The sequence below is a fragment of the Serratia oryzae genome (assembly GCF_001976145.1).
GTDB lineage: Bacteria > Pseudomonadota > Gammaproteobacteria > Enterobacterales > Enterobacteriaceae > Chania > Chania oryzae.
Window position 1 is genome coordinate 153,501 of sequence record NZ_MOXD01000005.1, and the last position, 23,780, is coordinate 177,280.

Sequence of the window (23,780 nt, forward strand, 5' to 3'; positions counted from 1 at the left end):
GTTAACCATCATCTTTACCCAGAATCGCTTTCAGATCCTGCTTCAACGATGACATCTGGTTGGCATATTTTTCTTTCCGCTCTGCATCCTCAATCAGTTGAACGACGGTTTCCGACAGCGTTACCCCACGCCTGCGCGCCAGGGCAGCTAAACGTTGCCAGACCAGGAACTCCAGATCGATAGACTTTTTGCGAGTATGCTGATGTTCCGCGTTAAAATGACGCTTACGCCGAGCACGGATGGTTTGCTTCATCCGGTTACCTAACGCCGGATTCATGTGTGCATCAATCCATGACAATACTTTTACCGGCTCATTTTCCAACTTCAGCAGTTCATCAATAGCTTCCTGAGCAACGCTGGCTTCAAGGTGGTGAGTGATCAATTCACCTTCCCGGTGCTTTTTGACCAGGTATTTCCATTTCCAACCGCTCTCCAGATTTTCCAGTTGCTGATATTTCATCGTGAACTCTTCTGTGACCGCGTAACTTTATTAAGCATAACAGCTTTATGCTGATTTTCCTCGGCAATTAAAACCACTTTCAGCTTGTTTTTTGCACAGTCTTCGCGTGATGTCAAACTCCCTGCCACCAACAACCACTCTGCATCTATCAAGCTGGCGTTATTCTTGTATAATCGCCCTTTCCCTTTTTAACGATTGCATCTAACACCTTGACCAATAACCGACTTGAATGGCAATCTCTGTTGCCCGCTGCTACGCCTTATCAGGCGATATTTGATTCTGCCTCTCAACTGGCACCCGCAACCTTTTCTGCCATCCAGCCCCGTTTGGATAATGCGCTGACGCTATTTCTGCATCCGCTGTCCCAACCCCGTTTTATGCTCTTGAAAGCACAGGAAACGCGTGAGTATCTGGCGCTGGTTGCCCAAGCGGTGGAAAAGTTACAGCCTCAGAGCACCATTAAAGGCAGTAATTATGTGGTGGACGCCAGCAAGATCAGCGTGGAGTCCGCCGTTCGTGGTGATGAACCCTTCGCGGCTGGCGGAGCCTGCGTCTACCAGGATTGGATCGAGCCTGAACAATTGTTTGGCTGCGTCAGAATACACAACGGTGAAATCACCCTGCAACCCGGCCTGATCCACCAGGCAAACGGTGGGGTACTGATCCTGTCGGTGCGTGCATTGCTGGCACAGCCCTTGTTGTGGCTGCGCTTAAAGCAAATGATCTTGCAGCGCCAGTTCCAATGGTTTACCCCGGATGAAACCCGGCCACTGCCGGTGACTATCCCCTCTATGCCGCTGGAGTTGCGCCTGATTGTGGTTGGCGATCGCCACGGTTTGGCTGATTTCCATGACATTGAGCCCGAGCTGTGCGAGCAAGCCATCTATGGTGAATATGAAGACGATCTTCAACTCACCGAAGCGGATGACATGGTGCAGTGGTGCAGCTATATCAATGCAGTTATTGCTGAACAACAGTTACCTCCTCTGGCGGCAGACGCCTGGCAACCTCTGATGGTGCAGGCGGTGCGTTATACTGGCGACCAGGGTAACCTGCCACTGTCACCGCTGTGGGTCAGCCAGCAGCTCTCTGAGGCGGCGCTGTATGCCGAAGGAGAACAGATCTCCGCCAAGGCGTTGGAAGCAGCGCTAAACGCGCGCGAATGGCGGGAAAGTTATCTCGCAGAGCGCATGCAGGATGAGATAGAGCTAGGCCAAATCCTGATCGAAACCGAAGGCGAAGTCATCGGCCAGATTAATGGCCTGTCCGTCTTGGATTATCCCGGTCATCCACGCAGTTTCGGCGAACCTTCACGCATAAGTTGCGTGGTGCATCTCGGTGACGGTGAATTCACCGACGTTGAACGTAAAGCCGAGTTGGGGGGCAATCTGCATGCCAAGGGCATGATGATTATGCAAGCCTTCCTGATCTCTGAACTGGATCTTGACCAGCAGTTGCCTTTCTCCGCGTCGATTGTATTCGAGCAGTCCTATGGCGAGGTGGATGGCGACAGCGCTTCCCTGGCTGAGCTTTGCGCCTTGGTCAGTGCCTTGTCACAACAGCCGATCACTCAGCAAATCGCCGTAACGGGCTCCGTTGACCAATTTGGTAATGTGCAACCGATAGGCGGAGTCAATGAAAAGATCGAAGGTTTCTTTGAGGTCTGTCTGCGTCGTGGCCTGACGGGTAAACAAGGTGTTATTCTGCCTGCCAGCAATGTGCGCAATCTCTGCCTGCGTCAGGATGTGATCGACGCCGTGCGCGAAGAGCAATTCCACCTGTGGGCAGTGGACAGTGTTGCAGAGGCTCTGCCATTATTAACTGGGTACCCATACGCCGATGAGCAACAACCTAGCTTGCTGGCAGCCATTCAAGAGCGGATTGCCCAGGTAAATCCCCAAGAACGCCGCCAGTGGCCATGGCCATTACGTTGGCTTAACTGGTTTAACCACGGCTGATCGGACTTGTTCAGCTTACACGTGTTAGCTAATCTGCGTTCTTCATTAAAATAAGGCTTACTGAAACATGGTAGATAAACGCGAATCCTATACGAAAGAAGACCTCGAAGCATCTGGTCGCGGCGAACTGTTTGGCGCCGGTGGCCCCCCCTTGCCAGCAGGTAACATGTTGATGATGGACCGCGTGGTCAAAATGACCGAAGACGGTGGCAGCTACAATAAAGGCTATGTAGAAGCCGAACTCGATATCAATCCAGAACTGTGGTTCTTTGGTTGCCACTTTATCGGCGATCCGGTAATGCCTGGTTGTTTGGGTCTTGACGCCATGTGGCAACTGGTTGGCTTCTACCTCGGCTGGCTGGGTGGCGAAGGTAAAGGCCGCGCGCTGGGTGTAGGCGAAGTGAAGTTCACCGGCCAGGTGCTGCCAACCGCCAAGAAAGTCACCTACCGCATCAACTTCAAACGCGTTATCACCCGCAAACTGATTATGGGTGTTGCCGATGGCGAAGTGCTAGTTGATGGCAAATTAATCTACACCGCGAGCGACCTGAAAGTGGGCCTGTTCAAGGACGCCGCTGCATTCTAAGCACCATTACGGCGGCCCTTCTCGGCCGCCGTCTATTTTCCCGTAGTAGCGTTATTTCATACCATAAAGCTGGTTTAGTTAGCGATGATTTAGTGGCTACAATAAATGTAGTTACAGGGAGGGAAGGAATAGAATGAAAAAAGTCAGTTTTGCAGAAACCCCGTGCCCGATCGCCCGTTCTTTAGTCCACGTGGGAGAATGGTGGAGCATCCTGATATTGCGGGACGCTTTTCATGGCATATCCAAGTTTGATGAATTTCAGCAAAGCCTTGGGCTATCCCCCACGCTACTCACGCGGCGGCTCAAGTTTCTGGTGGAAAGCGGGATTTTGCACAAACAGCGGTATCAAACGCGGCCAACGCGTTATGAGTATTTGTTAACCGAGCGTGGCAAAGATTTTTTCCCCGTTCTGGTCACATTGTTCCACTGGGGCAATACGCATCTGGCTGATGATAACATCGCCGCACAATTGGTGGATCGGCGCAGCGGCAAACCGATACAACCGCAACTGATCGACACCATGACACAGCAGCCGCTCACTTTGCAGCATGTGGCCCTGGCAGCAGGCCCGGCCGCCGGCGAAGGTATGCGTTCACGCGCCCAACGGATGCAACAACATTCCGCTCTACTCACAGAATCCTCCAAGGAGTCAGTATGAACAGTCATCGTATCGTTATCACCGGGATGGGGGCTGTCTCTCCTCTGGGTTGCGGCGTAGAAAAAATCTGGCGGCGCTTACTGGCGGGCCAATCCGGGATCAGTCCACTACCCGAGCCGGTAGTGGCGGATCTGCAGGTCAAAATCGCAGGCCAAGTTCCCACATTTGCGCAAGATGCCGAAGCGGGCTTTAATCCCGATCTCTCAGTTGCACCGAAAGATCAAAAAAAGATGGACCGCTTTATTCTGCTGGCGATGGCGGCTGCTGATGAGGCCATCCAGCAGGCTGGCTGGGTTGCCGATAGCGAAGATAAGCAAGAGCGCACCGCCACGGTCATCGCCTCTGGCATCGGCGGCTTCCCGGCTATCGCCCATGCGGTACGCACTACCGACAGCCGCGGAGCAAAGCGCCTTTCGCCTTTCACCATCCCGTCATTTCTGGTCAATCTGGCAGCCGGGCATGTCTCCATCAAGCATCACTTCAAAGGGCCGATCGGTGCACCGGTCACCGCCTGTGCCGCTGGCGTCCAAGCCATTGGTGACGCAGTACGCTTGCTGCGTAATGGCGAAGCCGATATTGCGCTGTGCGGCGGAGCTGAAGCGGCCATTGATACCGTCAGCCTGGGGGGATTTGCCGCCGCACGCGCTATGTCAACAGCGCCATCTGAAGCAGCGACCCGCGCCTCACGGCCCTTCGACAGCGCCCGCGACGGTTTCGTGATGGGAGAAGGGGCCGGTATGTTGGTGATCGAAACTCTGGAACATGCTCTGGCACGCGGTGCCACACCGCTGGCCGAAATTGTCGGCTACGGCACCAGCGCAGATGCCTATCACATGACCTCCGGTGCCGAAGACGGTGACGGTGCTTATCGGGCAATGAAGACCGCCTTAAAGCAGGCCAGAGTAGCCCCTGAGCAGGTACAACATCTGAACGCCCATGCCACATCCACACCGGTTGGCGATCTGGGTGAAATCAACGCCATAAAGCACTTGTTTGGCACCAGCGGCGGTATTGCCATCACCTCAACCAAATCAGCCACCGGCCATTTGCTGGGGGCTGCCGGTGGTTTGGAAACCATCTTCACCGCGTTGGCGCTGCGCGATCAAATCGCCCCTGCCACGTTGAATCTGGATAACCCAGATCCTGCCGCGGCGGGCCTGCATTTGGTAGCGAACCAGGCAGAACCCATGGCGATGACCTATGCATTATCTAACGGTTTCGGCTTTGGCGGGGTCAATGCGAGTATCTTGCTGAAGCGCTGGCAGGAATAATTTTATACCAGAAACGAAAACCTCCGCCTTGGCGGAGGTTATTCCTTCTTCACAACAGGGGGCCGCTTAGGCGGTCACAGCCCTGTCCTCCATGGCTTGTCGCCACCCTCCCAGCCAGTTAGCCCGTGCATCTAAAGATTGGTAGGGGCAAAGCTCTCTTGAACGCCCCGCAATACCTGCTTGATAACCACGCGATTGAGCCCGTTCCAAACGATCTCGCTTCTGTCTCTTCATGCCTCGTTTCCCTCATTTTGCTCTGGTGGAAAGAAAACAATGGCCACTTTTTGCGCAGCCACATTTAACAAATAGCTCCAAATGGCGGGAAGATCAATGTACCCATTCCACACCAATGTCATATTTGTGAGCTACGCCCGGAGAATACGCTAAGTTGCTGATAAGCAAAGATGATTATAACATCATGAAATATAATAAAAAAAACCCGGCAGAGAATGGTCGAATTCTTTACCGGGAGAGATTTAGACTATTTTATTACCGATTATAACTAAAAGCGTGTCGCCTGAGCCGCTATAGCCAATGCTTCTTGCTGCCACCCCTGTGCCAAGGTACGAATCAGAGCGTCATACCCATCTTCCTCTTGCTGCAATTCCAAGCTGAATGGCCGTTTAAGTAGCTGCCCCTGATGATTCAGCACCCATTCGCCGCGAATGATCGCTTTACCATCATAGCGGCCATGGAAGCCGCTGATCGTCACGTTAAGCACGTCCTGATCGCTGCTCATTGGCTGTGATGACACCACCCAACCCGGCAGCGCACCGCTGAGATTGCTCACCAGCGTTTGTTGCAACTGCTGATCTAACGGGCTGGCCCACAGGTTGTTTTGCGCAATCACATACTGCACATCGTTGGTCTGATAGACCACACCGCTTTGCGCCAGAAAATCCGCCACGCTGACATGTTCCAGCCAAAGCTGGCGTGATGCCGGGGCTTCGCTCACCTGAGTTGTTGCCCCCAACGCGGGCAACTGATAATAAGTCTTGCTTGGTGTACTGCTACAGGCGCTGAGCAACAGCGCCAGAGCTACCGGAATCCATTTCATCATTTTTTGGCCTTCTTCGGCTGAGGATCGTCACTACCCGCGGCTTCAAACACCAGGGCATTACTCTTTTCATTCAGGGTACGCAGCACCGGTTGCAGTTCACGCAGCACCTGATCGAGGCGTTGCATATCGCCAACCATCTTGTTGTAGGCCGGTGAACCAGGCTGAACCCCTTTCATACTACGATTGAGTTCCTGTAGCGTTTTTTGCATGTCCGCAGGCAGCGCCTTCATCTCTTTGCTTGAGATGATTTCATTCAGCGACTGCATAGTTTTTTGCGTTTCCTGCATGGTTTTCTGGCTTTCGGCCAGCGTTTTAGTCGCTTCGTTGATCATCGGGGTCAAAGGCATCGAATTGATCTTATCCAGCGTCTGCATCAGTTTCTGCTGGATCTGCGCCAAACCAGCACTGGTGGTTGGCAACAACGGATAACCAAACATCTCACGCGGGCCTTTCCATGGTTTTTCCTGCGGATAGAAGTCCAGATCGATATACAGTGCACCGGTCAACAGACTGGCAGACTTCAGTGCAGCACGCATGCCACGGCCTTCTGCGTCTTTCAGATGTTGCTGGATGTTAAAGCCTTTGCCCAACTGCTGTTGGAAACGATCGGGTTCAATGCGGATCAACACCGGAATACGGTAGTCAGAATCCAGACGTTGCGTCATGCCTTCCTTATAGAATGGCACCTGTGCCACGGTACCAAGACGGATCCCACGGAATTCCACCGGAGCCCCAGCCTGTAGGCCACGTACCGAATCTGAGAAGAACATCAGGTAATCGGTATGCTCGGTATACAAGGAGTCTTGAATATTGCGCTCGTTGTCGAACAGTTGGAATTCCGACTTCTCTTTGACCGACTCACCACGTTCCCAGCCTTCCGGCACGTCAAAGCTGACACCGCCGCTAAACAACGTCGTCAGTGACCCCATCTCTACGCGCATGCCTTGCGCAGACATATCAAACGCCACGCCGCTATCTTTCCAGAAGCGCACGTTGCTGGTTACCAGTTGATCATAAGGGGCCGAAATAAAGAGCTGATAGCGCATCACACGCTCTTTGGCATCAAAGTAACTGGTTTCAACCGAACCGACGCGATAACCACGGAACAACACCGGATCGCCCGCATTCAGCTGACCGGATTTTTCACTGTCCAGCAGCACGCGCAGCCCCTTAGCATCGGGTGGTGCCAGCGGCGGCGCATCCAGTAATTGGAAATCGTCCTTTCCTTCTTTACCTTTGTTCCCCGGTTGCAATTCAATATAGGCACCGGACAGCAGCGTCCCCAAGCCCGAGATCCCTTCACGGCCAATCTGCGGTTTCACCACCCAGAAGGCCGAATCTTCACGCAGCAGCGCTTCCATACCGGAATTCAGACGCGCCTGCACCAGCACTTTGCTCAAATCTTCGCTCAGCGTCACGTTTTCTACTACGCCCACATCAACGCTGCGGCTCTTGATTTTAGTCTTGCCCGCTTCCAACCCTTCGGCGCTGGTGGTTGTCAGCATCACCTCAGGCCCCTGGTGGCTGAAGTGGTAAAACAGGATCCATGCGCCGATCAACGCGGTCACGATGGGAATGATCCACACCGGCGACCAACGCTTGATCTTTTCAACGTCCGCGACGCTATGATTACTTTCCTTCACCTTGCGGCTCCTTCTTTATTGTTTCATTTACGCGATCCCAAGTCAGACGGGGATCAAACGTCATGGCAGCAAACATAGTGAGGATAACCACCCCGGCGAACAGTAACGCACCCGTGGCAGGATAAATACTCATCAATTGTCCCATACGTACCAGTGCCGACAATACGGCGATAACAAATACATCGATCATTGACCAACGGCCAACAAACTCCACAATTTCATAGATAAGATGCATACGTTCACTGTCGGCACGATCTTTGCCTTTGCCATTAGCATCCAGGCATAACCAGCCGATCGCCAGCATCTTCAGTGACGGCACCATAACGCTGGCGATAAAAATCACCATGGCTACCGGGTAAGATCCCTCTCCCCACAGCAGGATCACCCCGGCCATCACTGTCGAAGGCATTTTGTTGCCCAACGCCTCAGTGATCATAATAGGCATTGCCATTGAGGGGATATACAACATGATCGATGTCACCAGCAGTGACATCGTCCACTGCAGGCTATGGCGGCGGCGCGCATGCCCGATAGAATGGCAACGCGTGCAGCGGAGCTGTTCGGCAGGCAGGATCGCGGTACAGCACTGGCAGGAACGGAGCCCCTGCCGTAACCCTGTGCGGCCAACCTGTGCTGGGTGTTCAAGCTGGGGTGCCGCTTCAATGTCTTGCCACAGCCAGCGGCGATCCACACACTGGAATGCGCGCACCTGCAATAGGCAAAACATGCAATAAGGAATAAAACTGGTACCAATACCGATATCCCCATAGGCCATCAGTTTGACGAAGCTGACCAATACCCCGGCAAGAAAGATCTCCACCATGCACCAGGTTTTAAACTGGAACAGCACTTTGGCCATCCACACCTTCGCCCCAAGCGGGATACGCGCTCTGGCACACAGCAGAATAATCGCCAACATGCAAAACGTCGGGATAAGCTGAACCAGCACCATAAACAACGTGGCCATGCTGGCGTAATTTTCCGCCACCATCACCTGTGGGATCTGGATCAGTTTAATTTCGCTCGTGATACCGGCAACGCGCATATTAACAAACGGGAAAAGATTGGCTAGCACCAGCATCAGCAATGCGCTGAAAGCATAGCCAATAGGCTGTTTACGCGGCTCAGCCCAGCGCGAACTGAGCGTAGTTTTACAGCGGGGACAAACCGCCTTGGAACCGAATGCCAACGGCGGTAACGCCACCAGCATGTCACATTGTGGGCACAGCATCAGGTTATCCTGCTGCTGTTCGCCATCCGTTTCATGGCTACGCTGCTTATGATTTTCGTGGGAACACACCATATTCATCCTTAACAACGTTGTTCACCGGAGTACCGGCCCGCGGCAGCGTGCGGGCCGGTATTTACCAATCAACCGTTCTTCATCGCTTCCAGCTCTTCCCAGCGGGCGAAAGCCTCTTCGAGAGCCTGTTCAGCCGTAGCGAGATCGAGCAATACCTGCTGTGTTTCGCTGTGTGGACGGGAGAAGAATCCCCCATCACTCACCTGCGCCTGCAACGCCTCGATATCTGCCTCCAGCTTTTCGAGACGCTGCGGCAGCTGTTCCAGCTCACGCAGCAGGTTATAACTTAATTTGGCCACCGATTTTTTGGCTGGCTCAACTTTTTTTTCCGCAACGGGCTTGGCTTGGGCCACAGCCACCTGGCGGATTGGCTTCGCGGTGGCACGCTGATGATGAGCGTCGTAATAGCCACCTACGTAGGTATCGATCACTCCGTTGCCTTCAAAAATCCAGCATTCCGTCACCGAGTTATCCACAAACTGACGATCGTGGCTCACCAGCAGCACCGTGCCCTGATAGCTGTCGATCATCTCTTCCAGCAATTCCAGCGTTTCTACGTCCAGATCGTTGGTCGGTTCATCGAGGATCAGTAAATTACTGGGCTTGAGGAACAGCTTGGCCAACAACAGGCGGTTACGCTCCCCGCCGGACAACGCTTTCACCGGCGTCATCGCGCGCTTCGGATGGAACAGGAAGTCCTGCAGATAGCCCAGCACATGGCGTGAACGGCCATTGACCATGACTTCTTGCTTGCCTTCTGCCAGGTTGTCCATCACCGTGCGTTCTGGATCCAACTCAGCACGGTGCTGGTCAAAATAAGCCACTTCCAGCTTGGTACCGCAGTGCACCCGGCCACTGTCGGCCTTCAGTTGACCGAGCATCAATTTCAACAGCGTGGTTTTACCACAACCATTCGGGCCCACCAAAGCGATTTTATCGCCGCGCTGTACCTGCGCGCTGAAGTTGCGCACCAGCAATTTATCGCCAATCTGATAATTGACGTCTTCCATTTCGAACACGATCTTGCCGGAGCGTACTGCTTCCTCAACCTGCATCTTGGCGGTGCCCATCACCTCGCGCCGTTGCGAACGTTCGTTACGCAGCGCTTTCAGCGCACGCACACGGCCTTCGTTACGGGTGCGACGGGCCTTGATGCCCTGACGGATCCACACTTCCTCCTGCGCCAGCTTGCGGTCAAATTCGGCGTTTTGCAGCTCTTCCACCCGCAGCGCTTCTTCTTTGCTTGTCAAATAGAGCTCGTAATTACCCGGCCAGGACACCAGCTTGCCGCGATCGAGATCGACAATGCGCGTTGCCATATTGCGGATAAACGAACGGTCGTGCGAGATAAACACAATGCTGCCCTGGAACTCTTTCAGGAAACCTTCCAGCCAATCGATGGTGGTGATATCCAGGTGGTTGGTGGGTTCATCGAGCAGCAGCACGCGCGGTGAACTGACCAGCGCACGGCCAAGCGCGGCTTTACGCAGCCAGCCGCCAGAAAGCGAAGACAGTTCAGCATCGCCATTCAGCCCAAGCTGCAACAGCACTTCGCTGATGCGGCTGTCGAGCTGCCACAGGCCTTGGTGATCGAGGATCTCCATGATCTGCGCCATACGCGCCAGATTCTTTTCGCTGGGATCCAGCTCCACCTGATGCGAAATCGCATGGTAAGCCTTCAGATGTTCGGCCTGCTCGGCCACGCCTTCGGCGACAAAATCAAACACCGTGCCGCCAATATTGCGCGGCGGATCCTGCTGCAAGCGCGCCACTATCAGATCCTGCTCGTAGATCACCCGGCCATCGTCCAAAGGGACCTCTTTGCTGAGGATCTTCAACAGCGTGGATTTACCTGCGCCATTGCGCCCAACCAGGCACACGCGCTCGTTATCTTCAATATGAATTTCGGTGTTGTCTAACAAAGGTGCATCGCTGAAAGACAGCCAGGCACCCGACATGCTGATTAACGACATAGTAATTATTTTCCTTCGCCAGCATGGTTCAGCAGCCAGCAGTTGTGAATCTGACGGTTACGGGCAAAGTCCTGCGACAAGGTCTGGGCGGTAATTTCTTTCGCTTCCAGACACAGTGCGTTCAGGCCAGCCAGATCCATCTGGAAACCGCGCTTGTTGTTGGAGAACATAATGGTTCCATTACGGCGCAGTAACCGCTTCAAATCTTTCATCAGGTCAAGATGATCGCGCTGCACATCAAAAGAGTTCTCCATCCGTTTAGAGTTGGAGAAGGTCGGCGGATCGATAAAGATCACATCGAACTGTTCGTCCGCATTATGCAACCATGACAGGCAGTCTGCTTGGATTAATCGGTGTTGTTTGCCAGTCAGGCCATTAACCCGCAGGTTTTTCTCTGCCCATTCCAGGTAGGTACGCGACATATCCACCGTGGTAGTGCTGCGCGCACCACCCAACCCGGCATGCACGCTGGCGGTGCCGGTATAGGCAAACAGGTTGAGGAAGTCCTTACCCTTGCTCATTTCACCCAGCATCCGGCGTGCAATGCGGTGATCGAGGAACAGACCGGTATCCAGATAATCCGTCAGGTTCACCCACAGCTTGGCGTTAAATTCTTCCACCAGCAAAAACTCGCCCTTTTGCGCCAGTTTTTCATACTGGTTTTTGCCTTTCTGCCGCTCGCGGGTTTTCAATACCAGCTGATTGGAAGGCAGATCCAGCACCGACAACGTTGCATTAATTACGTCAAACAGACGCTGGCGCGCTTTCTGCGCATCAACGGTTTTTGGCGGAGCATACTCCTGCACCACCACTTTGCTGCCGTAGCGATCCACCGCCACGTTATATTCCGGCAAATCGGCATCGTACAGGCGATAGCATTCGATCCCCTGCTGTTTCGCCCATTTTTCCAGTTTCTTCAGGTTTTTACGCAAGCGGTTAGCGAAATCTTCCGCTACCTGCACGCCAGCAGAACCCTGAGGGTTTTCCGCCAGCTGATAGTTTTTCTGCACGCAGTCCAGCGGGCCGTTTTTCGCCTTGAACTGGCGTTCGGCGCGCAGTTGCAGGCAGCTCAGCAGCTCAGGTGAAGCGCTGAACAATGACAGTTGCCAGCCGCCAAACGCGCTCTTCATGATCCGGCCCAGCATATTGTGCAAGGCGATCAGCGCCGGTTCGCTCTCAAGGCGTTCACCGTAAGGCGGGTTACTGATCACGGTGCCCACTGGGCCTTCCGGCAATGGATTGGTCAGTTTACTGACGTCATTAACGTTAAAAGTGATCAATTCCGCCACACCGGCACGGCGAGCGTTGCCGCGTGCCATCTCGATCACCCGGCGATCGATATCTGAACCAAAGAAACGGGACGTGGTTTCCTGCAAGCCACGGCGTGCACGCACCTGCGCTTCGGTGATCACTTCGCGCCACAGTTCAGCGTTATGGCCGTTCCAGGCGGTGAATCCCCAGTGCTGGCGATGCAGGCCGGGCGCGCGATCGGAGGCGATCATCGCCGCTTCAATCAACAGCGTGCCGGAACCGCACATCGGATCGAGCATCGGCGTGCCTAACTGCCAACCGGAGCGCTGAACAATCGCGGCAGCCAGGTTTTCTTTCAGCGGTGCCTGGCCGGTGAGATCGCGGTAGCCACGCTGATGCAGGCCTTCGCCGCTGAGATCGAGCGCTACGCTGGCCATATCGCGCTGCAGGAACACGTTGACGCGGATATCCGGCTGCTGCTTGGCCACGCTCGGCCGCTGGTCAATTTTGCGGGTAAAGCTGTCGACAATCGCGTCTTTAACCTTTAGAGCACCATACTGGCTGTTGCGGATCTCTTCATTGACGCCGCTGAAGTGGACGGCAAAGGTTTTATCCACGCCGAAAATGCTCGGCCAATCAATCGACTGAACGCCAAGATACAGATCCAGATCGCTGTGCACGCGGAATTCATTCAGCGGCAACAGAATGCGTGAAGCCAGACGGCTCCAAAGCAGGCTTTGGTACAGCAGACGATCGTCACCCTGAAAATGTACCCCACCCTGTACCACTTTACAGGCATGAGCACCCAGCAGCTCCAGTTCGCTTTTTAACAGTTCTTCCAATCCACGCGCCGTGCTGGCAAACAGAGAGTTCATATCGTGCTTATCACCAAAAAGAAAATTGTTGCGCATTATAGCTAATCCCGGCCGCTTGTCATAAAGTTGCTCCCTTCTATTTCATCATCGTTATGGGGGCAGTGGTGATCACGCTTTCGCGGCTTTACGTTCATCCGATCAAATCACTACGCGGCTTACAGCTTTCTCATGCGCTGGCGGCAAGCCACGGGCTGGCTTTTGATCGCAGCTTTATGATCACCGAACCTGATGGCACTTTTATTACGGCCCGCCAATACCCGCAGATGGTGCTGTTTACCCCGGCTTTGTTGCCAGATGGCCTGTACCTGACCGCCCCGGATGGCGAAAGTGCTACGATCCGCTTCCATGATTTTGCCGCCGATGAGCGCCCGACCGAAGTTTGGGGTAACCATTTCACCGCGCTGATTGCCCCACAGACGATCAACAGTTGGCTCAGCGGCTATTTTCAGCGTGACGTGCAGCTACGCTGGGTTGGGCCGCAATTAACCCGCAGAGTAACAAAACACCCGGAGATTCCACTGTCGTTCGCCGACGGCTATCCGTATCTGTTGGTCAACGAAGCGTCATTCCTGGATCTGCAACAGCGCTGCCCTGGCAGTATCAAGCTGGAACAGTTCCGCCCGAACCTGGTGGTCAGCGGAGCCAGTGCCTGGGCTGAAGATAGTTGGCAGGTGATTCGCGTCGGCGAGGTAATGTTTGATCTGGTGAAACCCTGCAGCCGCTGTGTTCTGACTACCGTCAGCACCGAGCGTGGCCGCAAGCACCCGAGCGGCGAACCGCTCGGTACGCTGCAAAAATTCCGCACTGCCGAGAATGGCGATATCGATTTCGGTCAGAATATGATTGCCCGTAACAGCGGTATTATCCGCGTGGGGGATACGGTTGAGGTGCTGTCCAACAAGCCACCGCGGCCATATGGCGCGGGTAAGGTTGTAGCCAGCCTGCAGGCACCGCAAGACAGCACGCACAGCGTGACGATCGAATACGCCGGGCAAGTGTTCACCGGTAATAATCAGCAGATCTTGCTGGAGCAGCTAGAGCAGCAGGGAATCCGCATTCCTTACTCCTGCCGGGCGGGTATTTGCGGCAGTTGCCGGATCCAGTTGGTTGACGGAGACGTCGCCCCATTGAAGCAGAGCGCCATCGGCAACGACGGCACCGTTCTGTGTTGCAGTTGCATTCCCAAAAGCGATGTAAAACTGGCCTGAGGTTAAACCGCTCTGTCGTAAGCCGGAGCGGATAAATCATCCAGAATGCAAGGCTTGAGGCGATCGTGCATCACCTTGATGGCATCGCCCAACACCATGGTGCGGCCAGCTAACATCAGTTGGTTTTGCGCCAGCACGCACAGGCTGGCATGATCACCGGCCTCAACCACCAGCAGGTGGGCGTCTTCGCCGCTATCCATCACCTTCACCGCCGCCAATGTCCCATTCTTGGGCTGCAGCGGATAATGCTGCTGGGTGAAATGCCAGCTCTTTGGCATCAAGGGTTTCAGGAAACGGAACGCGACCAGGGCATTCAATACCAGTTCGGCGCGCTGCTCATGGCTGAGCTGCAGCTGTTTACAGGGCTCTTCGTAATCAAAATAGAGTGCCGCATCGTCAACACAGAAAGCACATTCAGCAAACGCATCCGGCGTTAGCATTTTTGCCGGAAAGCGCGAACGGAAGAGAGTACCATTAGCGAGATCGAGCATGACTCGATCGTGTTCAGCGTCAAAATACCAACGCCAATTATCGTCTGGTTTTATCTTCATTATTGCTTATCCCTCTTGCCAACGTGCTACTTAACAACGCGATACCCTAACAGATGATGTTATCACCTCAACAGCCGCTAATTCTACGAACGATATTTATACCCGTCATACTTCAAGTTGCTTGGGTGTTGGCTTCCCTCATTCACCCCAGTCACTTACTTGAGTAAGCTCCTGGGGATTCATTCGGTTGCCGCCTACAAGCAACTCGAATTATTTTGGGTATAGACTGACGAACAAAATATAGACGAGCCGGGAGCAGAAATAAACCCCCGGCCAGAAATGAAGGGAAAAATATTAGATATGGGTAACGATATCTTTAATCAAACGCGGGCCATGGAAGATAAATCCGGAATAAATTTGCACCAGCGTTGCCCCCGCCGCCATTTTTTCCCGCGCAGCGGTCAGGGAATCGATTCCCCCCACGCCGATAATCGGCAAGCGCCCTTGCAGTTCCTGTGACAAGCGGCGGATCACTTCAGTGCTGCGTAATTGTACCGGGCGACCACTGAGCCCGCCGGTTTGCTCACAGTAATTCAATCCCTGGATCAATTTACGATCGAGGGTCGTATTAGTGGCAATCACGCCATCGATATTATGCCGCACCAGACTGTCGGCTATTTGGATCAATTCTTCCTCAGAAAGATCTGGTGCGATCTTTACCGCCACTGGCACATATTTGTGATGGCGGGCATGCAATTCGGCCTGCTTATTTTTAATGGCCAGCAAAAGATCGTCTAATGCTTCGCCATACTGCAACGAACGCAATCCCGGCGTATTGGGTGAAGAGATATTAATCGCGATATAACCGGCATAGGGATACACTTTATCCATGCAGGTCAGGTAATCATCTTTACCCTGTTCTACCGGCGTATCTTTATTCTTGCCAATATTAATCCCCAGAATGCCGCCAAAATGGGATTTTTTAACGTTCTCAACCAGATTATCCACGCCGTGGTTATTGAATCCCATGCGGTTAATCAGCCCTTCAGCTTCAACAATGCGAAACAGGCGTGGTTTATCATTACCGGGCTGTGGACGTGGGGTAACGGTTCCCACCTCAACAAAGCCAAACCCCATCGCACCAAAAGCATCAATGCACTCACCGTCTTTATCCAGACCGGCGGCCAGGCCTAACGGGTTTTTAAAAGAGAGCCCCATGCAGTTCACCGGCTTGGTCGGCACGGACTGACGGATAAGAAACTCTAACGGAGTGCCGGTGATCCGGCGGAGCTGACTGAAGGTCAATTCATGCGCACGCTCGGGATCGAGCTGAAACAACGCTTTCCTGATGAGGGGGTAGTACATGTACTCTCCTGATTTCCCGGTTAGTTGCAAGCCGGGGGCATATTCTCCGGTATCCTGCCATTAATTGGAATTGATTAAAGGCAAAAAAAACGTTTTTATCACCACCCCTTTCCCGATCCCGCCCTTGAAGCCCCTGCTTTCCCCTATTTACGCATATCAAAATCAGAAATTGAGATTTAAAAAACGCCCTCACTTGCTGTTAGCCTTAAAACACTAAACAAACATTATTTTAACATTGATAACTTTTATACCCAAAATAATTCGAGTTGCAGGAAGGCGGCGACGCAGAGACAAATCGGTCTTTGACCGATTTGAACAGCGCTTGCGCTGGCCCGCAGGGTGAGACTCTTTGAGGCTCATAATCCCCAGGAGCTTGCTCAAGATCGTTCCTGGGGTGAGCGACAAATCTGCCAGGAGCAGATTTGAACGCTGCTTGCAGCGGCCCCGAAGGGGCGAGGCCCACGGATGGGCCGAGTAACAAAGCCAACGCACATGCAACTTGAAGTATGAAGGGTATAGCTATAAGGAGCGGCAATGCGCGTTATATCACTGGCTGGCAGCCCACAAGTTCCGTCACGTTCAGCAGCCCTGCTACATCAGAGCCAACGCTGGCTGCAACAACAAGGTGTGGAAGTGATTGCCTATACCTTGCGCGACTTCGCTGCCGACGATCTGCTGTATGCCAATTTCAACAGCCCTGACATCAAAGCCTTTGCCGCCCAACTCGCGCTGGCGGACGGCCTGCTGATTGCCACGCCGGTCTATAAAGCCTCATTTTCTGGTGCATTGAAAACCTTACTCGATCTGCTGCCAGAGCGCGCATTAGACCATAAGGTGGTGTTACCGCTGGCAACCGGCGGTTCTCTCGGCCACATGCTGGCGGTGGATTACGCGTTAAAACCGGTGTTGGCGGCGTTGAAAGCCCAGGAAGTGCTGCACGGCGTTTTTGCCGACGATAGCCAGATCCTACTCAGCGGTGAACAGTTCACCCTGTCTGCCCCTGTTTCCACCCGTTTGGAACAGGCGCTGGAAAGCTTTTACTGGGCGCTGGGCCGCAGAAAATCCCCTGCTTTAAACCTCCCCTCCACGCTATTAACCCAGCAAACCGCCTGAGAATAAAAGGAAACAATGATGAAGCGACTCTCAACTCTTCGCCGCGGGTTCACTACGGCTGCACTGCTGGCGATTTTTGCCTTGGCGATCGCTAAGGCCGCCAGCGCAAAGGAGAATGCCCCAGCCCAGTTGCACATTGGCTATCAGAAAGGTTCCGTCAGCCTGGTGCTGGCAAAAACGCACCAATTGCTAGAGAAGCGTTTCCCCGGCACGCAAATCAGTTGGATCGAATTCCCGGCAGGCCCGCAGATGCTTGAAGCGCTGAACGTCGGCAGTATCGACCTGGGCAGCACCGGCGATATCCCGCCGATCTTTGCTCAGGCCGCCGGAGCCGATCTGCTGTATGTCGGCGTAGAGCCGCCAAAGCCTAAAGCCGAAGTGATCCTGGTGGCAGAAAACAGCCCGATTAACAGCGTTGCTGAACTGAAAGGGCGTAAGGTCGCCTTCCAGAAAGGTTCCAGCTCGCACAACCTGCTGCTACGTGCCTTGCAACGGGCCGGCCTGGAGTTCAGTGATATTCAGCCGGTTTACCTGACGCCTGCCGATGCTCGCGCGGCCTTCCAGCAGGGCAACGTCGAGGCCTGGGCGATCTGGGATCCCTACTATTCCGCCGCATTGCTGCAAGGCGGCGTCCGAGTGCTGACCGACGGCAGCCAATTGAACCAGACCGGTTCTTTCTATCTGGCCGCTCACCCCTACACCGAAGCCAATGGCCTATTCATCCAACAGGTTCTGGATACCCTGACGCAGGCCGATGCGTTAACCCGCAGCGATCGGGCAAAAAGCGTCACGCTGCTGGCGAATGCGATGGGATTACCAGAACCGGTGATTGCCTCTTATCTGGATCATCGCCCCATTACCGCGATCAAACCGCTGGATGCGAAGACTATTGCCGCCCAGCAGCAAACCGCCGATCTGTTCTTCACCAACCGATTACTGCCGTTCCGGGTGGATATCACTCAACGCATTTGGCAACCAAACTCACAATAAGCAGGAGCACATCATTATGAGTATTAACGTATTCTGGTTTTTACCGACCCATGGAGATGGTCACTATCTAGGCAGTGCTGAAGGCGCCCGCACGGTCGATTACAGTTATCTGCAACAGATTGCCCAAGCAGCCGATCGGCTTGGGTTTGGCGGGGTGCTGATCCCCACCGGCCGTTCCTGTGAAGATTCCTGGCTGGTGGCCGCATCGTTAATTCCGGTCACGCAGCGCTTGAAATTCCTGGTGGCACTGCGCCCCGGCGTTATTTCACCGACGGTAGCCGCCCGGCAGGCCGCCACTTTGGACCGGCTTTCCAATGGCCGCACGCTGTTCAATCTGGTGACCGGTGGTGATCCACAAGAGCTGGCCGCAGAGGGGTTGCACCTGAATCACGCGGAACGTTACGAAGCCTCTACCGAATTTACCCACGTGTGGCGCAAGGTGCTGGAAGGGGAAACGGTTGATTTCGCCGGTAAGCACATTAACGTGAAAGGCGCCAAACTGCTGTTCCCACCGGTCCAGCAACCGCGCCCTCCCCTTTACTTCGGCGGTTCTTCCGCTGCAGCGCAGGATCTGGCCGCTGAGCAGGTCGAACTCTATCTGACCTGGGGGGAAACGCCAGCGCAGGTGAAGGAAAAAATCGAGGAGGTGCGTGCCAAAGCGGCAGCCGTTGGGCGCAAAGTCCGCTTCGGCATTCGCCTGCACGTGATCGTACGCGAAACCACCGAAGAAGCCTGGCGCGCGGCCGATCGTCTGATCTCTCATCTCGATGACCAGACCATTGCCGATGCGCAAAAGGCCTTCGCGCGCGTCGACTCGGTAGGCCAACAGCGCATGACCGCCCTGCACGGCGGCAGCAAAGACCATCTGGAAATCAGCCCGAACCTGTGGGCCGGTGTCGGGCTGGTACGCGGCGGGGCGGGCACGGCATTAGTAGGCGATGGCCCAACGGTGGCAGAGCGCATACAGGAATACGCCGATCTGGGTATCGATACCTTTGTGCTCTCTGGCTATCCGCACCTTGAAGAAGCTTACCGAGTCGGCGAACTGCTGTTCCCGCATCTGGATCTGGTGAAAAATGAACCGCCAGCGCAGTTGCGAGCCATCAAACCGCAGGGAGAAACGGTCGCTAATATTTACTCACCACAAAAAGTAGCACAAAGCTGAGGAGGAGCCTGATGGCGATCGGTACACAACGTCTCCTGCAGCGGCTGGCCCCTTGGGTTTTGCCGGTGCTACTGGTGGTGGTCTGGCAGGCAGCCGTTGAGACCGGTTGGCTGTCAAACCGCATCCTGCCTGCCCCCAGCGCGGTTATCACCGCCTTTTGGGCGCTGACCAGAAGCGGTGAACTGTGGCAACACCTGACGATCAGCAGTTGGCGCGCGTTGGTTGGCTTCAGCATTGGCGGCGGCATCGGGCTGGTGCTGGGGTTTATCACCGGTTTATCGCGCTGGGGCGCACGCCTGCTCGACAGCTCAGTTCAGATGATCCGTAACGTGCCCCACCTGGCGCTGATCCCGTTGGTGATCCTGTGGTTCGGCATTGATGAGTCGGCCAAGATCTTTTTAGTGGCACTCGGGACGCTGTTCCCGATCTACCTGAATACCTATCACGGCATCAAGAATCTCGATCGCGGCCTGCTGGAGATGGCACGCAGCTACGGCCTGAACGGTTTCCGTTTGTTCAGCCAAGTGGTGCTGCCTGGTGCATTGCCGTCAATCATGGTCGGTGTGCGTTTTGCTCTGGGTTTTATGTGGTTGACGCTGATTGTCGCAGAAACCATTTCAGCCAACTCCGGCATCGGCTATCTGGCAATGAACGCACGTGAATTCCTGCAAACCGATGTGGTGGTGGTGGCCATTATTCTGTATGCCCTGCTCGGCAAGCTGGCCGATGCCAGCGCACAAGGGCTCGAGCGCCTTTGGCTGCGCTGGCATCCGGCCTATCAACTGAAATCAGGAGAAGCGTGATGACGGCTCCCACTCGTATTCCACCAGGCATTCCGGTCACCCTGGAATCCATTGCCAAACGCTATGGCAACCGCACCGTGCTGGATAACCTGCAACTGCGCATCACTGCGGGCCAGTTTATCGCCGTGGTGGGCCGTAGCGGCTGTGGCAAAAGCACCCTGCTGCGCCTGCTGGCCGGGCTGGAAAGCGCCAATGGTGGCGCACTGCTGGCCGGTAGTGCACTGCTCAGCAGTGCCAAAGACGATACGCGTTTGATGTTTCAGGACGCCCGCCTGCTGCCGTGGAAAAAGGTGATCGATAACGTCGGGCTTGGTTTGCGCGGTAACTGGCGTGATGACGCGTTACAAGCCTTAGCCACCGTCGGCTTGGCCGATCGCGCTAACGACTGGCCTGCGGCACTCTCCGGTGGGCAAAAGCAGCGTGTTGCACTGGCAAGAGCGCTGATTCATCGCCCTCGCCTATTGCTGTTGGATGAACCGCTGGGCGCACTGGACGCGTTAACCCGTATCGAGATGCAGGGGCTGATTGAACGTCTGTGGCAGCAACAGGGGTTCACCGTGCTGCTGGTCACGCATGACGTCAGTGAAGCCATTGCGTTGGCCGATCGGGTGTTGCTCATTGAAGAGGGGCGGATCGGGCTGGATTTGACTATCGATTTACCACGGCCACGCCGCAAAGGTTCGGCCAGGCTGGCTGAGCTGGAAGCTGAAGTGCTGGACAGGGTGTTGTCACCACCACAAGCGCAGGAAACAGCATGCCGGGTGGCAACAAATTAACTCGCAGGGACGGCATCGCCCGTCCCTGCTCTTTTAGGCCGCTAATGCCTTGGTGATCTTCTCATACAGATCGCCAGACAGGTTTTCCAACCCTTTCAGTTGCTCCAACGCATTGCGCATCAACGCCTGACGGGAAGCGTCGTAACGTTTCAGGCGGATCAGCGGTTCGATCAACCGGGCAGCCACCTGCGGGTTGCGCTGGTTGAGATCGCTGAGGATTTCCACCAGAAACTGATACCCGCTGCCATCCGCCGCATGGAACGCCGCCGGATTGGCTGAAGCAAAAGCACCAATCAGTGAACGGGTACGGTTCGGGTTACCGAGGCTGAAGGAGCGATGCTGCAGCAAAGCACGCACTTTGGTCAGCACATCGGCCGCCGGGCTGGTGGCCTGCAGCACAAACCATTTGTCCATCACTAGGCCATCCTGATGCCAGCGCTCATCAAACTCGCTCATCAAGGCATCACGGCATGGCAATTGTGCCCCCACCGCCGCCGACAGCGCAGCCAGTGAATCGGTCATGTTGTCCGCCTGCTGGAACTGCTTCATTACCAGTTGATTTGCCTGCTCTGCATCACCAAATGCCAGATAGCTCAGACACACATTGCGCAACGCACGTTTGGCAATGTCATGGTGTTCAACACGGTAGCCATCCGTTTTATTAGCGCGATACACCGCCAGCCACTCATCGGCCATTTCCTGTGCCAGACAACGGGTGATCGCATCATGCACCGCGGCGATCGCTTCTGGATCGATAGTGGTAAACAGTTCAGCGATTTCGTTCTCTGAAGGCAACGTCAAGATCTGTGCCGCCAGGGCCGGATCCAGTTTCTCATCCAGCAACACGGCGCGGAACGCATCGGCAACGTGCAACGGCAGGGTCAACGGCTGTTTCTGCTGGTACTTGGCCACGTTGAGTTTGATATAGGTAGCCAACAGGCTTTGTGCGGCATCCCAACGGGCAAACTCATTGCGCGCGTGTTGCATCAGGAAAGTCAGTTGCTGATCGCTGTACGGATAATCCAGCTTCACCGGCGCGGAAAATTCACGCAGCAGCGAAGGCACTGGCTGATGGGGAACGCTGTCAAACACGAACGTTTGCTCCGCCTCAGTGACGTTCAGCACATTGTTTACCGGCGCACCGCCTTTCTGCAGGGCGATCACCTTCCCTTCGCTATTGTACAGTTCGATATCCAGCGGAATATGCAGCGGCAGCTTTTCTGGCTGATCGGCAGTTGGCGCAGTCTTCTGGCTGACGTGCAGGCGATATTGCTGATGCTCCGCGTCATACTCATCGCGTACCGTCAGCAGTGGCGTACCCGACTGGCTGTACCAGCGGCGGAACAGAGAAAGATCGACATTTGAGGCATCTTCCATCGCCTGAACAAAGTCATCGCAGGTTGCGGCACTGCCGTCGTGACGCTCAAAGTACAGTTGCATACCCGCCTGAAACTGCTGCTCCCCCAGCAGGGTGTGCATCATGCGGATCACTTCTGAGCCCTTTTCGTACACCGTCAGGGTGTAGAAGTTGTTCATTTCGATCACTTTGTCTGGCCGAATGGCATGCGCCATCGGGCTGGCGTCTTCGGCAAACTGTGCGCCGCGCATTACCCGCACGTTGTCGATGCGGTTAACCGAACGTGAACCCAGATCTGAGCTGAACTCCTGATCGCGGAATACTGTCAGCCCTTCTTTCAGGCTGAGCTGGAACCAGTCACGGCAGGTTACACGGTTGCCCGTCCAGTTATGGAAATATTCATGGCCGATCACCGCTTCAATATTCAGGTAATCTTTGTCGGTGGCCGTTTCGGCCTTGGCCAGCACATACTTCGAGTTAAAGATATTTAACCCTTTGTTTTCCATCGCGCCCATGTTGAAGAAATCCACGGCCACGATCATGTAGATATCCAGATCGTATTCCAGACCAAAACGGGTTTCGTCCCATTTCATTGAATTCTTCAACGAGGTCATGGCCCAATCGGCGCGATCCAGATTGCCGCGATCCACAAACAGCTCCAGCGCCACTTTGCGCCCGGAACGCGTGGTAAAACTATCGCGCAGCACATCGAAATCGCCAGCAACCAAGGCAAACAGGTAGCTAGGCTTAGGGAACGGATCCTGCCATTGCACCCAGTGACGGCCATCGTCCAGTTCTCCCTCAGCTATCCGGTTACCGTTAGAGAGCAAGAATGGATAGCGCGCTTTATCCGCCACGATACGGGTGGTAAACCGCGCCAGAACGTCTGGGCGATCGAGATAATAGGTAATGTTGCGGAACCCTTCGGCTTCGCATTGGGTACACAGCGCTTCACCGGACAGGTATAACCCTTCCAGCGCGGTGTTTTTGGCCGGGTGGATATCGTTGACGATGGTCAGGGTAAATTGTGCTGGCAGTTTATCAATAACCAGTTGATTATCCTGCTGCTGATAGGCATCCCATGGTTGCCCGTCAATCTGAATACTCACCAGTGTTAAATCTTCGCCGTTGAGGATTAAAGAGGTTCCTGCGGCCCCTTGGCGCTTGATCTGGCTGACGGCAGTGACGCGTGTGTTCTCAGCCTCCAGCTCAAAATCCAAATCAATATCGGTAATGGTGTAATCCGGTGCACGATAATCGTGGCGAAACTTCGCCTGTGGCTGTTGTGTCATAAAAACCCTTCGACGTTTCAGTAAGTTGCCGGTACTGGCTCAGGTAACGTCATACCGGCCTTAGCCTGTTGCATAACGTTGAGCTCCGCGGCCCGATAGTGAATAAACTCTATCACAGCCACGAAAAAAACCCAGAGATGGCCGCGCCAGCGACAGAAATAGCTGCGCAATTGCGCAGCACC

General features: G+C 54.6%; 20 protein-coding genes. 10 read left to right on the forward strand and 10 right to left on the reverse strand.

Going from position 1 to position 23,780, the window contains the following annotated elements; translation table 11 throughout:
- Position 1: 1 nt before the first annotated feature.
- On the reverse strand, positions 2–460 hold the full coding sequence (gene matP, locus BMI79_RS11045) for a macrodomain Ter protein MatP (protein WP_076942195.1): 459 nt from the start codon (positions 458–460) through the stop codon (positions 2–4).
- Positions 461–669: 209 nt separating this feature from the next.
- Here matP and BMI79_RS11050 point away from each other — a divergent pair, with 209 nt between their 5' ends.
- The 4 genes from BMI79_RS11050 to fabF all read left to right on the forward strand — a co-directional run bounded on the left by BMI79_RS11050 (position 670) and on the right by fabF (position 4,933).
- Complete coding sequence (locus tag BMI79_RS11050) at positions 670–2,418, forward strand: AAA family ATPase (protein WP_076942196.1); 1,749 nt, start codon at positions 670–672, stop codon at positions 2,416–2,418.
- 67 nt (positions 2,419–2,485) lie between these two features.
- Positions 2,486–3,004 (forward strand): bifunctional 3-hydroxydecanoyl-ACP dehydratase/trans-2-decenoyl-ACP isomerase, encoded by a 519-nt coding sequence (gene fabA, locus BMI79_RS11055; protein ID WP_076942197.1) that lies wholly within the window; start codon positions 2,486–2,488, stop codon positions 3,002–3,004.
- A gap of 133 nt (positions 3,005–3,137) precedes the next feature.
- On the forward strand, positions 3,138–3,662 hold the full coding sequence (locus tag BMI79_RS11060; RefSeq protein WP_076942198.1) for a winged helix-turn-helix transcriptional regulator: 525 nt from the start codon (positions 3,138–3,140) through the stop codon (positions 3,660–3,662).
- Positions 3,659–4,933 carry a beta-ketoacyl-ACP synthase II gene (gene fabF / locus BMI79_RS11065; RefSeq protein ID WP_076942199.1) on the forward strand — a complete coding sequence of 425 codons (1,275 nt, stop codon included), beginning with the start codon at positions 3,659–3,661 and terminating at the stop codon, positions 4,931–4,933. The genes BMI79_RS11060 and fabF overlap by 4 nt, the downstream gene beginning before the upstream one ends.
- A 66-nt stretch (positions 4,934–4,999) precedes the next feature.
- Here fabF and rmf read toward each other — a convergent pair whose 3' ends face one another.
- From rmf to rlmKL, 6 genes are all read right to left on the reverse strand, one after another.
- Positions 5,000–5,167, reverse strand: a complete 168-nt coding sequence (rmf, locus tag BMI79_RS11070; RefSeq protein WP_072010836.1) for a ribosome modulation factor — start codon at positions 5,165–5,167, stop codon at positions 5,000–5,002.
- Between the two features lie 268 nt (positions 5,168–5,435).
- Positions 5,436–5,993 carry a membrane integrity-associated transporter subunit PqiC gene (pqiC, locus tag BMI79_RS11080; protein ID WP_076942200.1) on the reverse strand — a complete coding sequence of 186 codons (558 nt, stop codon included), beginning with the start codon at positions 5,991–5,993 and terminating at the stop codon, positions 5,436–5,438.
- The gene (pqiB, locus tag BMI79_RS11085; RefSeq protein WP_076942201.1) at positions 5,990–7,636 is read right to left on the reverse strand and encodes an intermembrane transport protein PqiB; all 1,647 of its coding nucleotides are present in this window, start codon (positions 7,634–7,636) and stop codon (positions 5,990–5,992) included. The genes pqiC and pqiB overlap by 4 nt, the downstream gene beginning before the upstream one ends.
- On the reverse strand, positions 7,623–8,939 hold the full coding sequence (gene pqiA, locus BMI79_RS11090) for a membrane integrity-associated transporter subunit PqiA (RefSeq protein WP_076942202.1): 1,317 nt from the start codon (positions 8,937–8,939) through the stop codon (positions 7,623–7,625). The genes pqiB and pqiA overlap by 14 nt, the downstream gene beginning before the upstream one ends.
- 68 nt (positions 8,940–9,007) lie before the next feature.
- Positions 9,008–10,912, reverse strand: coding sequence for an ABC transporter ATP-binding protein (locus BMI79_RS11095; protein ID WP_076942203.1), 1,905 nt, complete (start codon positions 10,910–10,912; stop codon positions 9,008–9,010).
- Positions 10,913–10,917: 5 nt separating this feature from the next.
- Positions 10,918–13,038, reverse strand: a complete 2,121-nt coding sequence (gene rlmKL, locus BMI79_RS11100) for a bifunctional 23S rRNA (guanine(2069)-N(7))-methyltransferase RlmK/23S rRNA (guanine(2445)-N(2))-methyltransferase RlmL (RefSeq protein ID WP_095996125.1) — start codon at positions 13,036–13,038, stop codon at positions 10,918–10,920.
- A gap of 104 nt (positions 13,039–13,142) precedes the next feature.
- Here rlmKL and BMI79_RS11105 point away from each other — a divergent pair, with 104 nt between their 5' ends.
- Positions 13,143–14,246, forward strand: a complete 1,104-nt coding sequence (locus tag BMI79_RS11105) for a YcbX family protein (RefSeq protein ID WP_076942205.1) — start codon at positions 13,143–13,145, stop codon at positions 14,244–14,246.
- Between the two features lie 2 nt (positions 14,247–14,248).
- On the opposite strand, the gene BMI79_RS11110 is transcribed toward BMI79_RS11105, so the two are convergent.
- Both BMI79_RS11110 and pyrD read right to left on the reverse strand, forming a co-directional pair.
- Positions 14,249–14,797 (reverse strand): cell division protein ZapC, encoded by a 549-nt coding sequence (locus BMI79_RS11110; RefSeq protein ID WP_076942206.1) that lies wholly within the window; start codon positions 14,795–14,797, stop codon positions 14,249–14,251.
- Positions 14,798–15,091: 294 nt separating this feature from the next.
- A complete protein-coding gene (gene pyrD / locus BMI79_RS11115; protein WP_076942207.1) occupies positions 15,092–16,102 on the reverse strand; it encodes a quinone-dependent dihydroorotate dehydrogenase in 1,011 nt (336 codons plus the stop codon).
- A gap of 534 nt (positions 16,103–16,636) precedes the next feature.
- On the opposite strand from pyrD, the gene ssuE reads away from it, so the two are divergent.
- Genes ssuE through ssuB form a run of 5 tightly spaced genes read left to right on the forward strand, consistent with a single transcriptional unit; the run spans position 16,637 to position 20,949 of the window.
- Positions 16,637–17,215: an NADPH-dependent FMN reductase gene (ssuE, locus tag BMI79_RS11125; RefSeq protein ID WP_076942209.1), complete on the forward strand. Its 579-nt coding sequence runs from the start codon at positions 16,637–16,639 to the stop codon at positions 17,213–17,215.
- A 15-nt stretch (positions 17,216–17,230) separates the two neighbouring features.
- Positions 17,231–18,205 carry a sulfonate ABC transporter substrate-binding protein gene (locus BMI79_RS11130; protein WP_083704427.1) on the forward strand — a complete coding sequence of 325 codons (975 nt, stop codon included), beginning with the start codon at positions 17,231–17,233 and terminating at the stop codon, positions 18,203–18,205.
- A 16-nt stretch (positions 18,206–18,221) separates the two neighbouring features.
- Entirely contained in the window at positions 18,222–19,370 is a 1,149-nt protein-coding gene (ssuD, locus tag BMI79_RS11135; RefSeq protein WP_076942211.1) for an FMNH2-dependent alkanesulfonate monooxygenase, read from the forward strand.
- A gap of 11 nt (positions 19,371–19,381) precedes the next feature.
- Positions 19,382–20,173 carry an aliphatic sulfonate ABC transporter permease SsuC gene (gene ssuC / locus BMI79_RS11140; protein WP_076942212.1) on the forward strand — a complete coding sequence of 264 codons (792 nt, stop codon included), beginning with the start codon at positions 19,382–19,384 and terminating at the stop codon, positions 20,171–20,173.
- Positions 20,173–20,949 carry an aliphatic sulfonates ABC transporter ATP-binding protein gene (gene ssuB, locus BMI79_RS11145; RefSeq protein WP_076942213.1) on the forward strand — a complete coding sequence of 259 codons (777 nt, stop codon included), beginning with the start codon at positions 20,173–20,175 and terminating at the stop codon, positions 20,947–20,949. Before ssuC ends, ssuB begins: the two co-directional genes overlap by 1 nt.
- 33 nt (positions 20,950–20,982) lie before the next feature.
- On the opposite strand, the gene pepN is transcribed toward ssuB, so the two are convergent.
- Positions 20,983–23,598: an aminopeptidase N gene (pepN, locus tag BMI79_RS11150; RefSeq protein ID WP_076942214.1), complete on the reverse strand. Its 2,616-nt coding sequence runs from the start codon at positions 23,596–23,598 to the stop codon at positions 20,983–20,985.
- Between the last annotated feature and the right edge of the window lie 182 nt (positions 23,599–23,780).